This window comes from Deltaproteobacteria bacterium (assembly GCA_020845895.1).
Lineage (GTDB): Bacteria > Lernaellota > Lernaellaia > JACKCT01 > JACKCT01 > JADLEX01.
In genome coordinates this window covers 67,531-80,679 of record JADLEX010000053.1, presented here as the reverse complement: position 1 = coordinate 80,679, position 13,149 = coordinate 67,531, and the positions used below count along the sequence as shown (strand labels likewise).

General features: G+C 64.4%; 8 protein-coding genes. 7 read left to right on the top strand and 1 reads right to left on the bottom strand.

Annotated elements, in window-relative coordinates:
* From IT350_06910 to IT350_06880, 7 genes are all read left to right on the top strand, one after another.
* On the top strand, positions 1–801 hold the full coding sequence (locus IT350_06910; GenBank protein ID MCC6157767.1) for an EI24 domain-containing protein: 801 nt from the start codon (positions 1–3) through the stop codon (positions 799–801).
* A gap of 137 nt (positions 802–938) precedes the next feature.
* On the top strand, positions 939–3,119 hold the full coding sequence (locus tag IT350_06905) for a hypothetical protein (GenBank protein MCC6157766.1): 2,181 nt from the start codon (positions 939–941) through the stop codon (positions 3,117–3,119).
* 85 nt (positions 3,120–3,204) lie between these two features.
* A complete protein-coding gene (asnB, locus tag IT350_06900) occupies positions 3,205–5,127 on the top strand; it encodes an asparagine synthase (glutamine-hydrolyzing) (GenBank protein ID MCC6157765.1) in 1,923 nt (640 codons plus the stop codon).
* A gap of 39 nt (positions 5,128–5,166) precedes the next feature.
* Entirely contained in the window at positions 5,167–6,477 is a 1,311-nt protein-coding gene (locus IT350_06895; protein MCC6157764.1) for a flippase, read from the top strand.
* A gap of 44 nt (positions 6,478–6,521) precedes the next feature.
* Positions 6,522–8,165 carry a glycosyltransferase family 4 protein gene (locus tag IT350_06890; protein MCC6157763.1) on the top strand — a complete coding sequence of 548 codons (1,644 nt, stop codon included), beginning with the start codon at positions 6,522–6,524 and terminating at the stop codon, positions 8,163–8,165.
* Positions 8,162–10,360, top strand: a complete 2,199-nt coding sequence (locus tag IT350_06885; protein ID MCC6157762.1) for a Gfo/Idh/MocA family oxidoreductase — start codon at positions 8,162–8,164, stop codon at positions 10,358–10,360. The genes IT350_06890 and IT350_06885 overlap by 4 nt, the downstream gene beginning before the upstream one ends.
* Positions 10,357–12,402, top strand: coding sequence for an alginate lyase family protein (locus IT350_06880; GenBank protein MCC6157761.1), 2,046 nt, complete (start codon positions 10,357–10,359; stop codon positions 12,400–12,402). Before IT350_06885 ends, IT350_06880 begins: the two co-directional genes overlap by 4 nt.
* Here the strand turns inward: IT350_06880 and IT350_06875 are convergent.
* The gene (locus tag IT350_06875) at positions 12,396–13,130 is read right to left on the bottom strand and encodes a glycosyltransferase family 2 protein (GenBank protein MCC6157760.1); all 735 of its coding nucleotides are present in this window, start codon (positions 13,128–13,130) and stop codon (positions 12,396–12,398) included. The genes IT350_06880 and IT350_06875 overlap by 7 nt on opposite strands.
* Positions 13,131–13,149 lie beyond the last annotated feature (19 nt).

Here is a 13,149-nt window from a genome sequence, read left to right as displayed (position 1 = left end):
GTGGAGGCGCTGACGCCGTTTCGCATGGGACTCGCCGCGCCGCTCGACGGTGTCCGCTTCATGCGTGCCAATCCGAAGCTCATGAAGTACTTCGCGGTTCCCGTCGCGATCAACACGCTCGTGTACAGCCTCGGCGCATGGTTCTTCTATTCGAACCTCTCGGCGCTTCTGCACTGGATCTTCCAGGATCCCGAAACCTGGTACATGAAGCTCGCGTTCTACGCGCTCGGTTTCGTCATCGCGGCGGTCTTCTCGCTCGTTCTCATCTTCACGTTCACCGCAGTGGGGATGATCCTCGCGGGTCCCTTCATGGAAGTCGTCTCCGAGAAGGTCGACGAGATCCGACTCGGTCGAAAAACCGCGCCTCAGGGCACGTCACTCGTCGCGGATGTGGTGCGTTCGCTCGGGACACAGGTGAAGAAGATCGTTCTCTTCCTGCTCATTCAGGGCGGCTGCCTGCTGTTCCACTTCCTCCCGGTCATCGGCAACATTTTCGCCACCGTGATGCAGACCGTGGTCGCGTTCTTTTTTCTCGCGTGGGAGTTCTGGGACTTCCCCATGGACGTGCGCCGGATGGACTTCGCCCGAAAGAAGGATCTGATCCTCCGCTACAAGGCGACCGCGCTCGGTTTCGGCGCGGTCTGCTTCGTCTACATGCTGATCCCGGTTTTCAATTTCATCATGATGCCGGCCTCGGTCGCCGGAGCGACGATCCTCGTGTCGAAACTGCTCGGCGAGGAACCGCTACCGCCGACGGGTGAAGTCCCCGAAGTTCCGGACTTGGCGATTCCCACAGTCTGAGCCGGCTCCCCGTTCGCTGTCCCGCCCGTCGCGTCGTCACAAATCCGCGTTGACAAGCCGTCGCCGGGACGCACAATAAAAACGCAACGCGTTCTTCGTGTCGATTCGCAACCTCGAACCCTTCCGGATGGCCGATCGTGCGCTCCCGTCGATGCCTGTCGCTCCTTTTCGCTTTGTTCGTCGCCGTCGTATTTGGTGCGTGGGCTTGCGATGCCGGTGATGACGACGATTCCGGAGAGTCCTCGGACGACGATTTCGGCGACACGGCCGGGGCGATCGTGCTGGTCGTGCCGGAAAATGCGGGATCGGTCATCGACATGGCGGCGCGCGACGCCCGGGCGCTGCTAGCCCGCTCGGCCTGGCGCTTGGGCGATGAGGCCGTTGTCATCGCGAACGAACTTCCGGCGACGGCGGCGTCGCTCATCGTCATTCTGGAAGACCCGAACGCGCCCGACTCCGCCTTCACGAGCGTCGAACTCCGCGAACTGGGCTCGGAAGCCTACCGAATTCGTCGGTCGGACACCGAGCTTGGGCCGACCGTGGTCATTGCGGGCGGCGATGCGGGCGGCGTCCAGTTTGGTCTGTATCGGCTGCTCGAGATTCTCGGGATGCGATTCTTTCACCCGGAACAGGACCACGTGCCCGAATTCGAGGGGAAGATCCCGGAGGCGCTCGACCTCGTCGAATCGCCCTCGTATGCACGACGGGGTTTTCACATCCACACGATGCACCCCATCGAGGCAACGGAGTTCCTGCAGCGCGACCGGCCGGACTATCTCGAATACGCGAAGCGTCTGATCGACTGGCACGTGCGCAATCGCCAGAACTACATGCAGTGGGAGCTGCTGCGCACGGTCGATTTCGAAGCGACCGAGGATCACTTCCGCGCGATCGTCGATTACGCGCATGCGCGCGGCATGAAGATCGGTATCGTCGTGACGTGGGTGTTTCAGCAGCAGAAGGCCTGGAAGATCGTGCCGTGGTTCGGTTGCGAATGCCGCGAGGAGATGGAGGCGAATATCGACCGCCTCATGCGCGTACCGTGGGACCACATCAACCTGGAGATGGGCACCTCGGAGTTCACACCGACGAACGACGAGTTGCAGGTCGCGTGGATGGACAACACCGTCGCGTACCTCGCGGAGCGCTACCCCGGCACGGATGCCTCGGTGAAAGTGCACGTCTCGTCGGGGCAGCACTCGGACACGTACGGGGTGAACTTTAATTTCCTGCCGCAGTTCGCCGACCCGCGCATGGGCGTGTATCCGCACACGGTGCAGTTCTACGACCTGCTCGGTCCCGCGCCGACCTACGAGAACGACAGCTTTCGCTTCATGTACGAATGGATGCTGGACCGTGTGGGCGAGCGCAAGGTCTACTACTACCCCGAGACGGCCTACTGGGTGTCGTTCGACATCGACGTACCGCTCTTCCTGCCCGTGTACATCCTCAACCGCTGGCGCGACATCCGGCTGCTCGCGGACGAAAACATCGACGGACACGTGACGTTCACGTCGGGGCATGAGTGGGGCTACTGGCTGAGCGACTGGGCCGTCGCGCGGATGACGTTTGACGCGAGTGCGGATCTGTCCGACGTGCTGAGCGAGTTCACGGGGATCTTCGGAAACGACGCCGGGGCGATGACGACCGCCCTGCTCGATCTCATCTCCCTCGAAGAACATGCGCTCATCAATCAGGAGATGGTGTCCTACCTGACCGGGCAGGACACCTTTGACGAAATCGGTTACCTGCTGGGATCCGCCACGCAGCCCCAACCGGTAATGTTTTCGGAGATCGACGCGATGGACGCGGGCGCGCTCGCGGAATTCGAAACCGAAACCCTGGCCGACCTCGGAGCGATGGCGGTGCGTTTCGACGCGGTCGCGGATGACGTGGAGTCCCTCGGCACGGGTGTGCCGGACGATTCACGCGCATGGTTCGACGAGATGCGCGACGCATTCCGCGTCAACGCGCTTCGCGCGGGGCATTCGTATGCGCTGTACGCCGGGGCAATCGCGCGGCGGAGGGCGGAGATCGGACTCGATTCGGGCGGCGAGACGGTGGCGCTGCGGCACTTCGACACCGCCCTTGCCACGACGGACGAGTTTCTCGATCTGATGCGGCGGCGCGAAGCGCACTATCGTTACCCAATCTCGCTTTCGAGTTCCTGGGAACGCAGCCTGACCTCGTATGACTTCCGCTACCTGTGGCAGGCATCGACGGCGTACTGGTATCGTCGGGCCGAAAAGCAGGCGATCGACCGCGAATTCAGCCCCTTCCTCATGAACGTCATCGATCCGTTCTGGTTCATCTTCTGACGAAAAAACCGGCATGGATGCCGGCCCGGGCGCGTTTGCGTCATGGCCGGCTTCTGATTAGAGTGTCGCCGCGACGGAGGCCGAAATGTGCGGCATTTGTGGCGAATTTTCTTACGCCGCCGGGGACGTGAACCCGGACATCGTGCTTCGCATGACGTCGACCATGGCGCATCGCGGGCCGGACGCCGATGGGACGTACCTGTCCCCCGATCGCCGGGTCGGGTTCGGGCATCGTCGGCTGTCGATCATCGACCTGTCCGAGGCCGGTCGCCAGCCGATGTGCAATGAGGACCGGACGGTCTGGATCACCTTCAACGGCGAGATCTACAACCACGACGAGGTGCGTCGCGAGCTTGTCGCGCGCGGCCATGTCTATCACAGTCGCACCGATACCGAGACGATCGTCCACGCTTACGAGGAGTGGGGCGTCGAGGCGATTCATCGATTGCACGGGATGTTCGCATTCGCGGTGTGGGATGAGCGGCGAGGCAAGATGCTGCTTGTGCGAGACCGCATCGGCATCAAGCCGCTGTATTTCCGGCAGGACGGCGGGCGGCTGCTCTTCGGCTCCGAGATCAAGGCGATCCTCGCGCATCCGGCCGTCACGCCCGACCTGGACGAGGAAGCCGCCTACCACTACCTCTCGTTCATGGTCACGCCCGCGCCGATGACCATGTTCGCGGGCATTCGCAAGCTCCCGGCCGGCCATTACATGGAGATCGACGGCGCGGGGAACACGAAGGTCGTCCAGTATTGGGATGTCATCCCGGACCCCGCGACCTGGACACCCGTGACCGATGAGCACGAGGCGGTCGAAACCGTCCAGTCCCTCCTGCGTTCGGCGGTCGAGAAGCGCATGATGTCCGACGTGCCGTTCGGCGTGTTTTTGTCGGGCGGCATCGATTCGAGCACCAATGTCGCGCTCATGAGCCAGGCGTCGTCATTGCCGGTGCGCACCTTCACGGTGGGCTACAAGGACGACGGCGAGTTCAACGAACTCCAGTACGCGCGTCGCGTCGCGCAGGACTTTTCGACCGAGCACCACGAAATCCTGATCGACGAGAAGGATTTTCGCGACTTCGTTCCGCAACTGATCTTCCATCAGGACGAGCCGATCGCCGACTGGGTCTGCGTGCCGCTCTACTACGTGTCGAAGCTGCTGCGCGATAGCGGGACGATCGTGGTGCAGGTGGGCGAGGGGGCCGACGAACTGTTCTGCGGCTACCCGGGCTACCTGCCGTATCTGAGCAACAAAGCCGATTTCTACCGCAAGTACCTCAAGTTGCCGCGCTGGATGCGCCGGGGCGTCGGCGCGAGCGCCGAGGCGTTGGGGTCGGCGTGGGAGTTTCCGCCTTTTCCGCTGAATGTGCTGGGTGAGGCGGGCCGCTCGCACGAGCTGTTCTGGAGCGGTGCGGCACTCTTTCGCGGGCAGACCAAGCGTCGTCTCACCGCGCCGTGGTCGATGTCGCGGCTCGACAGCTTCGACGCGATCAAGTCCTATTATGACCGCTTCGACGCGATGTGCCCGACGGGTGATCCCTTGAACCGCATGGCGTATCAGGAGTTCAAGCTGCGCTTGCCGGAACTGCTGCTGATGCGCGTGGACAAGATGACCATGGGCGTGTCGGTCGAGGCGCGCGTGCCGTTTCTCGACCACCTGCTCGTGGAGTACGCGTTCCGCATTCCCCAGGCCATGAAGCTGCGTGACGGCGTGCTCAAGTCGGTGCTGAAAAAGGCGGTTCGCGGACTGATTCCCGACGAGATCATCGACCGCAAGAAGCAGGGTTTCGGCGTTCCCGGCCAGAAGTGGATGGAAGGCTACATGGACGAGTTCTCGCGCGACGCGATCTTCAATTCGTCGCTGCGCGAGCGAAAACTCTTCGACTACGATTTCGTCGACGCGCTCTTCCGCCATTCGCGCTCCCAGGCGCACGTCAGCGCCATCTACATCTGGACGCTCGTCAACTTTTCGCTCTGGTACGACCACTGGGTGACGCGCACCCGCTGACGCACGCGCCTTCGCGGAGTCGGGAGAATTCACGGGCCGATGTTCCTCGCCAACTCCGCCGTCACGCTGATCTGCCGCGTCACGACGATGGGCGTCGGCCTCATCTCGGGAATCTTCGTCGCGCGTTATCTGCATCCCGAGGGCAAGGGCATTCTCGCCACGCTGGGCGTGCTGACGGGCACGGCGATCCAACTCAGCCATCTCGGGCTGCCGTCGGCCAACGTGCACATGGCGGCGAAAAACCGCGCCGACGCGCCGGCGCTGCTGGCCAACTCGCTGTGGTGGGGGCTTTCGGTCGGCGGCCTCATCGCGCTCGGCGTGTTCGCCGCGTGGCTCGCCGCGCCCGATCTGCTCGACGGCGTCAACGGGCCGATCCTCGCCGTCGCGCTGCTCGCCGTGCCCGCGTCGCTGGCCGCGCTGCTGCTCTCCAATACGGCGATCGGCCTGGAACTGTTTTTTTTCTACAACATCCTCGACGTGGCCGTCGCGGTCGTCGGGGTTTTTCTCAACGTCGGGCTTCTCGTGCTGGCCTCGGCGGGCGCGTACGAACTCGTCTGGCTCGCGACGATCGGCGCTTGGGTGACGCTCGCGGTTCTCGTCTACTATCTCGGAAAACGTCACGGCCTTTCCATTTACCCGGACTTCGGGTTGCTCAGGTCTTCGTTGACTTACGGCTTCCACCTGTGGCTCACGATGCTCATGAGCTTCCTCGTCCTGCGGATAGACACGCTTGTTGTCAACTCGGTGTGCGGCGCGGAGGAGACCGGCATCTATTCGGTGTCGGTGCTGGCCATCGACGTGCTGCAACTCATCCCCGCGGCAGTGGGGACCGTGCTCTTCCCGCGGCTCTCCGCCCTCGATCCCGAGGCCCGCAACGTGGCGTTCGTGCGCGTTGTGCAGACCTTCTGGCCGCTGCTCCTTGCCGTGGCGATCGTTTGCGGCGTCGTCTTTGCGCCGTTCGTGCGCCTGCTGTACGGCGAGCCCTTCGTCCCGGCGATCGGCGCGTTCTACATCCTGCTGCCGGGTACGTTCTTTCTGTCGATCCAGATTCTGGTCGTGAACAGCCTCGCCGCGCGGGGCGACGTTCGCGCGCTGCCCTGGCTTTGGGCTGTGACGACGGTCGTCAACCTCGGCCTGACGCTTCTGCTCGTTCCGAAGTGGGGGATCGCCGGGGCGGCGTGGGCTTCGACCATCGCGTACACGCTCATCTTCGTGCTCATGATCGGCTGGCACCGGCACCGGTGGCCCCAGGTGAGCCTCTCCGATATGCTGGTGCCGCGTTGGTCAAGTTTCGCTTTTTTGTGGGATGAAACGCGCCGGACTTTTGCGGCCTTGAAACCCGGTCGCTGATCAAATAAGGCGCGCGCGAATTTGTGGATGGATTGGGGCGGGGCGTGATTTACATTCTCACTCCCACAAACACGCAGGGCACGGCGCGGCCGGGCGAAACCGCGCTCACGCTCGAAGACCTCATGCGTCTTCGTAAAAGCCCGTTCGCGCTGCTCCGACGCATTCTCTTCGCCCCGCGTAGCGAACGCTGTGCGGCAGTCGTCAGTGACCTTCGCACGCACCAGCGATTCTTTTTCATCAAGCTGCTATGTCTTCTCACGCGGGGATCGCCGCGCGAGATCGTCGATCTCGACGGGCGGACGATGCCGGTGCGTTGGGGCGAGTTCCTCACGAGCGATCTGCCCGAGATGGTCGTCGATCTGGCGCGCGCGCCGTTCGCCATGCAGGGCTTTAAGCGAGGGCTTTCGGAACTGCTCGCCGACACGCCCGCCGTTCGCGCCATCGCGCCGACGGCGGACCGGACCGTGTGGTTCTACCGCACGGATCTGTTTTTCGGCGTCAAGGCCGGGGGCAGCGTCGGGCACATCACCGGCGTCTGCAAGGGTTTCACGCGACTCGGGTTCGAGGTGACGGCGTTCGCGGCGGACGCCCTCGAATTCCTGCGTCCGCACGGAATCCCTGTCGAGGTCGTGCCGATGCGCAAGGCGTTTCGCAACTTTCCGGAGCTGCGGACCGTCGCGTATGAAGCGACGTTCGAAGGCGCGATGCGCGACCGCGCCCGGCGTTCGCGCCCGGCGCTCGTCTATCAGCGCCTGTCGCTCAACAACTTCGCCGGGGCGGCGTGCGCCCGCGCGTGGAATGTGCCCTTCGTGCTCGAATACAACGGCTCGGAGGTTTGGGTCTCGAAGCACTGGGGGCAGACGGAGCTGCGCCTCGCCAAGTGGTCGCTCCAGGCCGAGGACGTGTGTTTTCGCCACGCAGATCTCATCGTCGTGGTGTCGGCCGTGCTGCGCGACGAACTCGTCGCGCGCGGTGTCCCGGCCGATAAAATCCTCGTGAACCCCAACGCGGTCGATCCCGAAATCTACGACCCGGCCCGCTTCGATGGCCGGGAGATCGCGGAGCTACGCGGAAGTTTCGGCTTCACGGCCGACCATCTCGTGTTCGGATTCGTCGGGACGTTTTCGATGTGGCACGGCGTCGAGGTGCTCGCCGAGGCCATCCCTCGACTCGTCGCGCGGCGCGACGACCTGCGTTTCCTTCTGATTGGCGACGGTCCGCTGCACTATCCCGTCCGCGAAAAGATCAAGGCCGCGGGCGTCGGCGACCGATGCGTGCTGACGGGGCTCGTGCCGCAGATGGAGGCCGTTCGCCACCTCGCGGCATGCGACGCCTATCTGTCGCCGCACGTGCCGAACCCGGATGGAAGCCGTTTCTTCGGTTCGCCGACAAAGCTCTTCGAGTACATGGCGATGGGTCGCGCGATCGTGGCGAGCGATCTGGAGCAGATCGGCGAGATTCTGGCGCCGGATGAAACGGCGTTGCTGGTTAGACCTGGCGATGTTGACGCGCTCGTGGACGCGGTCCTGCGCTTGGCGGACGACCGTGATCTGCGGGAGCGTCTCGGAAAGAGCGCGCGCGACACGGCGCTTCGCGAACACACGTGGGACGCGCACGTCCAGAAGATTTTGAACGCGCTCGCCGCGCGCGGCGGTGCGACGTCAGACTCAGGATCGGGGATCTCATGAAACAGGTGTTTTTCACATCGGGCGGTGAGGTGGCGGTTCTCGATGTTCCACCGCCGGTGGTCGGCCCCAAGCAGGTCTTCATCGCGGTCGAACACTCCCTCGTGAGCACGGGAACGGAGCTGGCCAGTTCGGGCGGCGGTGGCGGGATTGTTCAGAAGGTCCTCTCCGATCCGATGATCGTCGTGCGTGCGCTCGATTACGCCCGCAAACACGGCATCAAAACGACGTATCAACTCGCGACCGGGCAGGGCGAGTCGTCATATTTTCCGCTGGGCTATTCGGTGGCCGGGCGCGTGGTCGAAGTCGGCCGCGAGGTGAGCGGGCTTCAGGTCGGCGACCGGGTCGCGGCGGCGGGCGCGGGTCTCGCATGCCATGCCGAATTCGTCAGCGTACCGGTCAACCTCGTCGTCAAGGCACCGCCGGCGTTGTCGTCGCGCGAGGCGTGCTTCGGCACCCTCGGGGCCATCGCGTTGCAGGGCGTGCGTCGCTGCGCTCCGACGCTCGGCGAAACGGTGCTTGTGGTTGGGCTCGGGCTGCTGGGGCAACTCGCGGTGCGTCTGCTGGTTGCCAATGGTGCGCGCGTGATCGGTGTCGATCTGCGTCCGGATCGCGTTCAGCGGGCTCTGGACCACGGCGCGCGGGAAGCGTTTTCGCCGGGAGATGCGGGATTCGTGGCGCGTGTCATGGAACTGACCGGCGGAGCCGGCGCGGACGCCGCGGTGCTGACCGCCGCGACGAAATCGAGCGAAATCATCAACCAGGCCGCGAACGCGTGTCGTCGCAAGGGCCGCGTCGTGATCGTGGGTGACGTCGGTCTCGACATCGCGCGCGAGTCGATCTACGCGAAAGAGATCGACATCCTCATCTCCACGTCCTACGGCCCCGGCCGTTACGATCCCAAATACGAGTTCGACGGCATCGATTATCCACTGCCATACGTGCGCTGGACGGAGAACCGCAATATCGGAGCGTTTCTCGATCTCGTGGCCGACGGTCGCGTGAAGGTGGACGACCTCATCACCATCGAGGAGCCGGTCGCGCAGGCGGTCGAGGTCTATCGGCGACTGTCCTCCGGTGGGCAGAACGAGATGGCGGCGGTTTTTCGCTATCCGGCGGCGGCGAGCGCCGAGGCACCGGGTCGGCCCTCGGGCGCGGTGCGCCTGACGGCCAAGGCGAAGTCGGCGAAGATTTCCGTGGCGATGATCGGCGTCGGCGGATACGCGAGCGCGTTCCACGTTCCGAATTTCGGCGGCCATCCCGACGTGCGCATCGGAGCGGTGGTATCGAACAAGGGTGTTGTGGCGCAGCAAGTGGCGCAAAAACTCGGCGCGGCCCTCGCCGCGACGGACTATCGCGAGGCAGCGGCGGATGCGGGGGTCGACGGATTCGTGATCTCCACGCGTCACGACACGCACGCCGAAATCGCGATCGCGGCGCTGTCGGCGGGCAAGCACGTGTTCGTGGAGAAACCCGTCGCGCTGACGCGCGAAGACGTGAGTGCGGTTTATCGGGCGGCGACCACGGGCGGCGCGGCGATCACCGTCGGGCACAATCGACGTTTCAGCCAGCACGCAAAGCTGCTCGCCGAACTTCGCGCTGGAGTGCCCGGGCCGGTGCAAATGGTCTACACGGTCAACGCCGGGGCGTTGCCGGCGAATCACTGGGCAAACGATCCGGTCAAGGGCGGAGGACGCATCGTCGGCGAGGGATGCCACTTCTTCGACCTCATGTACTTCCTGGCCGGCGCCGCGCCGGTACGCGTGGCGGCGATGGGCGTGCCGGAAAGTACCGAGCCGAAGCTGTGGCAGAACGTCAGCGTCGTCGTGCGTTTCGCGGACGGCTCGGTCGGCAACTTGACCTACACGGCGCTCGGCCATGGCTCGTACGCCAAGGAGCGCGTGGAACTCTACGCCGGGGGATCGGTCGGCGTGCTCGACGATTACCAGTCGGCGCAGGTCTTCGGCGCGAAGCCCGCGAAGTCGAAAACCGCCGTCATCGACAAGGGACAAAAGACGCAGGTGGACGACTGGATCGCGCACCTGTGCGGACGGCCCGCAACGCCGATTTCCACGCGCGATTCGATGGTGGGGACGTGGATTGCCCTTGCGGCGATCGAGAGTCTGATGCAAGGTCGGGCGATCCCCGTCGACCTGAATGAACTCGACCATCCGACCCCGGAGGCCGCGTCGCCATGAGCCTCGTGTCCCAGGCGCTGTTGGTGCTGCGTCGCGATGGCCCGGTCGCCTTCGCGACCAAAGCCGCCGCCTGGGGCCTGGACCGCTTCGCGGGACCGATCGAGGTGGTGCGCGACCGCGTGCTCGGCACATGGCCGCTCGACCGGGACGTCCCGTCCGTCGCTCCGGAGCGACGCTCCCGAATGCGCGTGCTCGTGGATCCCGACGAGATCGAGGCGCGCCTGACGAATCTCTCCTCGGATGCCCCCGCCGGCCATGAAGCGTTTCTCGCCGAGGCCGAGCACGTCCTACACCATCGATTCACGATTCTGGGATTCGGCCGATTCGACCTCGGCCATCCGATCCCCTGGGATCGCGACGTGCGTTCCGGAATCTCCTTCGGCCGCCAACACCACCGGCGATTGCGGTATGTGCGCGGCGACGACAGCGACGTGAAGGTGCCGTGGGAGTTCGGGCGCATGCAGGAGCTGCCGGTTCTCGCCATCGCTTACCGTCTGACGACCGACAACGCATTCGCGGAAAAGGTCTTCGAGCTGATCGACGAATTTTGCGCGAAAAATCCCCCGCGCTACGGCGTGCAGTGGACCTGCGCGATGGAGGTGGGTCTGCGGATCTTCTCCATCGGCCTCGCCCTCTCGGTTTTGGATGGCAAGCCCGAGTGGCCCTGCGAGCGATGGCGCGTCATCGATCGTCTCGCAATCGCCTCCGGTCGCTACATCAACGATTTTCTCGAATACGACCCGAATCTGACCAGCAATCATTACCTGTCCGACCTGCTCGGTCTGCTCGCGATCGGCGCGGCGTGGCCGCATCTGCGCGACGCCGACAAGTGGTTCGCCTTTGCGCACGGGGAGTTTGAAAAGGAGATTCTCAAGCAGTTCGATCGCGAAGGCCCGAATTTCGAGGGGAGCCTGCCGTATCATCGCTTTTCGCTCGAAATCCTCGTCGCCGCGTATCGCACCGCCGCGCTTGCCGGTCGGCCGTTCGGCGCGGGATTCGAGGCGCGGCTGCGAAAGGCCATCGAGTTTGCGCGGTCCGCGATGTATCCCGACGGCCGCGCGCCGGTGATCGGCGACAACGACAGCGGGCGCGTATGGCGGCTCGTTTCGCGGTCCGGCAACGACTGGAGATACCTTGCGCATCTCGACGAAAGACTGTTCGGCGGCGCGTCCGCGGACGGGTCGCCGGAAGTGGAGACTCGGATCCTCTGGGGAGCCGCGGCAACTTCACGCGAGCCCGCGCCGGCGCGTCGTGACGACGGCGAATACGAGCGGCGCGGCCGATGGTTCATCCACGGAGCGAACGCGACGATCGCCATTTCGGCGGGGCCGCTCGGCCAGAACGGAAACGGCGGTCACGACCACAACGACGCCCTCGCGTTCACCTGGTGGGCGGGGACGCGTGAGTGGTGCGTGGATCCGGGCACCTATTGCTACACCCTCGATCCGAAGTGGCGAAACGTCTTTCGATCGGTGCGCCAGCACAACACGCCTTTCGTGGATGACGAAGAGCCCAACCCTTTCGATTCGCATCTGCTCTTCACGCTGCGCGACGTTGCGCGCGCGACGGGAAGGCTCAAGACGGGTGACGGGACCTGGGTCAGTTTTGAAGGCGAACACCACGGCTATCGACGGTTCACCGACCCCGTCGGAGTGCGAAGAACAATCGAGTTCGACCGATCGAGCGGCGCGGTCGTCGTGACCGACTCGTTCGAGGCGGCGGGCGAACACACGTTCGGCCAAAACCTGATGGTCGGGCACGGCGTGCGCATCGAGGACGTGGAGATCGCCCCGGAGTTCGCCTGGGAACCGCTCGCGCCCTCGCGGGCGGATCTCGTCGCGCGTTTTCGCTGGAGCGCGGACGGGTATACCGTTTACGTGTTCACCGACCCGGACGGATTCGACGAGTGGGCGATCGAGGAGGCGTGGTTGAGCTTCGACTACGGCCACATCACGCCCGGCCGCAAATGCGTGCGTCGCGCGCGTCGAAAGGGAAGCGCCTCGCTTCGATTCGCGCTGGCCGTATTCCGCGATCGTCAGTAACGCCGCAGGACGATGACGATCGACGCCAACGCGACCTTGACCATGTAGTAGATGGAAGACAGGAAGGTGATCGACGAGCGCCCGCCGAGCCGGCGGCGCATTTGCACGGGATACTCACGCACGCGCAGGTGCAGCTTGTGCGCCAGCACGAGCCCCTCGACCTCGGGGTAGTCGTCGGGGAAGTGGTGGACGAACCGGACGATGGCGTCCTCGGAGTAGGCGCGAAATCCCGAAGTCGGGTCGGCGTAGGACGACCCAGTGAGTATCCGGAGCAGGATGCGCAGGGCCGCCGAGCCGATCATGCGCGGCAACGTCGACGTCGATTTTTGATCCGCGAGACGCACCCCCACCGCCACATCGCATTCGCCTCGCGCGACGGGGGAGACGATTCGTTCGATCTCTCGTGCGACGTGCTGTCCGTCGCCGTCGAATTGCACGGCCATTTTCGCGCCGCGCACCATGGCGTTCTGGAATCCCGTGCGCAGCGCCATTGAAACACCCATGTTGAAGGGCATGTCGACGACGCGGATGGGATAACGGCCCGCGATCTCGGCTGTGTTGTCTTTCGATCCGTCGTTCACCACCACGATGTTCCCCGGCGGCGCGATGGTCATGAGATCCTCGATGACCGACGCGATGTTCGCGGCTTCGTTGAACGCGGGAACGATGAACAGGACGTCGTCGAAGACGTTGTCGGTGGGAACTGCGGCGACCGGATCGGGCGACATCGGGGCGCATCTTAGCGGC